The sequence below is a fragment of the Flavobacterium sp. genome (assembly GCF_043722275.1).
In the GTDB taxonomy this organism is placed as follows: domain Bacteria; phylum Bacteroidota; class Bacteroidia; order Flavobacteriales; family Flavobacteriaceae; genus Flavobacterium.
Map to the genome: position 1 here is coordinate 1 of NZ_JAYSPC010000107.1, position 2,944 is coordinate 2,944.

The 2,944-nt window shown below is 34.3% G+C and carries 3 protein-coding genes; 1 reads left to right on the forward strand and 2 read right to left on the reverse strand.

Annotated elements, in window-relative coordinates:
- Positions 1-164 precede the first annotated feature (164 nt).
- Entirely contained in the window at positions 165-413 is a 249-nt protein-coding gene (locus tag ACHZDT_RS13570) for a hypothetical protein (protein WP_394775166.1), read from the forward strand.
- Between the two features lie 41 nt (positions 414-454).
- Here ACHZDT_RS13570 and ACHZDT_RS13575 read toward each other — a convergent pair whose 3' ends face one another.
- Complete coding sequence (locus tag ACHZDT_RS13575; RefSeq protein WP_394775167.1) at positions 455-1,576, reverse strand: TIGR02281 family clan AA aspartic protease; 1,122 nt, start codon at positions 1,574-1,576, stop codon at positions 455-457.
- A gap of 78 nt (positions 1,577-1,654) precedes the next feature.
- Entirely contained in the window at positions 1,655-2,293 is a 639-nt protein-coding gene (locus ACHZDT_RS13580; RefSeq protein ID WP_394775168.1) for a hypothetical protein, read from the reverse strand.
- Positions 2,294-2,944 lie beyond the last annotated feature (651 nt).

The following is a 2,944-nucleotide window of genomic DNA, read 5'->3' on the forward strand; positions in this document are numbered from 1 at the left end:
CCAACCCGGCGCTGAAGGACAACCTGGTGAGCAACCACAGCAAGAGGGTGGAGGAGAGAGTAAAGTGGAGGATGTGCCTTTTGAGGAAGTGAAGTAAGAGATAAGTTGAAGCAGGTTTAATAGCCTGCTTTTTTTGTAATTAAATAAAAAGAGTTATGATGGATATGAATAAAATTCCTGCAAATCTTGAAGGTATGCTGTTTACAGTAAAACCTGATGATACCTTAGAGCAAAAAGAAAAAATGAAGTTGATTGACTTTATTAAAAATGTCGCTTCTGTATTCTACCCAAGCGAGCATTCGGAATTTGATAGTAACAATAAACTAAAGCGATATTATGATTTGAAATCAAAGGAAAAAATGTTGTTGTTAAGATTAGAAAAAACAGATATAGTTGATGAATTAATGAGCTAAATTCTTGGCCAAGTGTAATATGTAATAGTTAATACACCTAACTATTCAATAACCAACTCATTTTTCTTATTATCAATTGAGTATTTCCCAAGTTTTTTTAATGCACTTTGCCCTAAAAGTAACGGAGAATTATTAGAATCAGATACGGATGCTTTTACATTATCTAGTTTTATTTCTCCTATGGTCAAGCTTTTTAAATTTATAACAGTATGTTCTACAATTGAACCATCAGCCAATTTATAAGATTGCTTACCTAAAACATCTCCGGCTTCAATGGAGCCAGTTTTAAGTAAGACAGAAAATACATCGGGACTTATTGAAACATCAGAGGCCCCTAAATCTAGGACAAAGTCAAGTGTCAAGCTATTATTAATTTTTACTGGTATTTTATAGACTCCATTGTCATTTTTAAGTGTTATAATTGTTTTGTCTTCTTTCAATCCAGTAAAACTGTAATACGATTGATTTTCAAATTGATTTCTTAAATCCTGTAACTTCTCGTTGGTTAAAGTAATTTTTAGATTTAAATAACTCCCTGAGTAATCAAAAACGATTGGCCTTAAAAACCTATCACCTTTTGTTGTACGTGCTTGGTCTACTGAAACACCTAGTATGATAAATTTTTTATCAATTTGTATGCTTTTATTAATACCCCAAAATTCTTGACCAAAATGCTTTCCTTTTAAATTATCCCAAACAGAATCTTCCATATTCCCGTACACTCCTTTTCCTTCTTTTTTCATAAAATCGATAGCATCAATATAATTTAGATCGCTATATTCTTTTAAAAGATTTTTATCAGAATCTGATTTAAGAGTATTCTTTATAGATTGGATAGTTTGCCTAAATTTTTCAATTTCATCATAATAAAATTTCAATTCAATCTCAACAGAAGCTAAAGTTTTATTTACAAAAATAAGTTCATAATTAGCAGAACCAAAAATGTCAAATGGAGTGTCATTATATTCAATTTTATAATTGTCTTTGTTTGTCTTAGAATCACCTTTGAATAGTTCAGGTTCTTTAGTAAAATAATTTTTTACTTCCTTATACTGATCAAAATAAATTCCCAAGGGAAAATTATTAAAATCTTCAATTTTTAGTTGAGAATAAGATTCACTTTGAAAGGAAAATATTGCTACAACGAAGAGTAAACATCTCATAAATAATTTTTTTTTGCTCGCCTCGTGTCTCTAGATAACTACATACCTGTTAGACCATGCTTATAAAGCAACATAATTTTAAGGGATATTTAAAGAATCTTTTACAGCTTTTTGAAACACCGAATCTTCGGCTACTTTTGATTGCAATACTGATTCTAACTTTTCTACTTTTAATTGAAGGTCTGATTTGTCTTGAGCTTTTTTTTGATTTTCTGCCTTAATATCATAATATGAACATGTAGAAATTCCACCTGAAACTACTGTAGCAAACATTATTGCAATGGTTAAAAATATGTTTATTGTATTGTGTGTTTTTTGTTTACTATAGAACCTTACGGTACTTGTATTTAGTTGTTGAATAGATGTGTTTGTATCAATAACGGATTGAGTATTTTTCAATCCCAAATCTTCCAAAACGGCTTTAAGCTCAGCCCTTCTATTTTCTTCTTTAATTAACTCTTCATATCCGCCCGATTTTTTAAAGTTGAAAGTTTTTCCATTAATATGAAATGTTTCGCTTGAACCGTTTTTCTTATCCATATAACCATCATCCGAAATTCTCCTCAATGCTGCTAAAACATAAGTACTTTCTGGTGTACCATTTTGAATAGAAAATTTGCCATTAATAAACCCGTGTGTATAAGCCCTCAATTGATTAACATCAACTAGTTCATCAAATATTCTATCTGCCATTTGCAGTATTTCATCATATTCCATATTTCAAGGTAATAAAAAGGATGCTAAATACAACCTTTTTCCGCCGCCGTAGGTGTTCCCATTCACCCGAAAGCCAACTACCGCACCAGCATACGCCGCCGTCTCCGCCGCCGTAGGTGTTCCCATTCACCCGAAAGCCAACTACCGCACCAGCATACGCCGCCGTCTGGTTTCTAACCAACGGCAAAGCCGCAGCATACTTCATATCACCCCTTCGGGGTTTTGCATTCTCAGCCCCCAACTGGCGTAAGTGTTCCCGTCCTTAATTCTCTGCCGCTGCAGGTGTTCCTCATTTTCACCCGCAAGCCAACTGGCCCCACTGGCGCAAGTGTTCCCAACAAAATCATAAAACCCAAACGTAAACTCCGTGGGATCACTTGATGCCGTTTTAATTCCGCCGGACTGTGTCCGGGATTTGAAAAACCAATGTTGAATTTTTCCCTCCGGCCAACAACGCTTGCAGGCCGGTTGCTAAAAATATCACCCCTGCGGGGTTCTGCATTCCCGGCACATAACTTTTCTATAATCATACCAGCCTTTCAGGCTTTAGCAAAATAAGGTAATAAGGTTTTGTTTGTGCTGTGCTTGTTTTTTACTAAGGTTTGTGCTGCCTTTAAACCTTAGTAGAAACTAATAATAAGATGGGGCAAA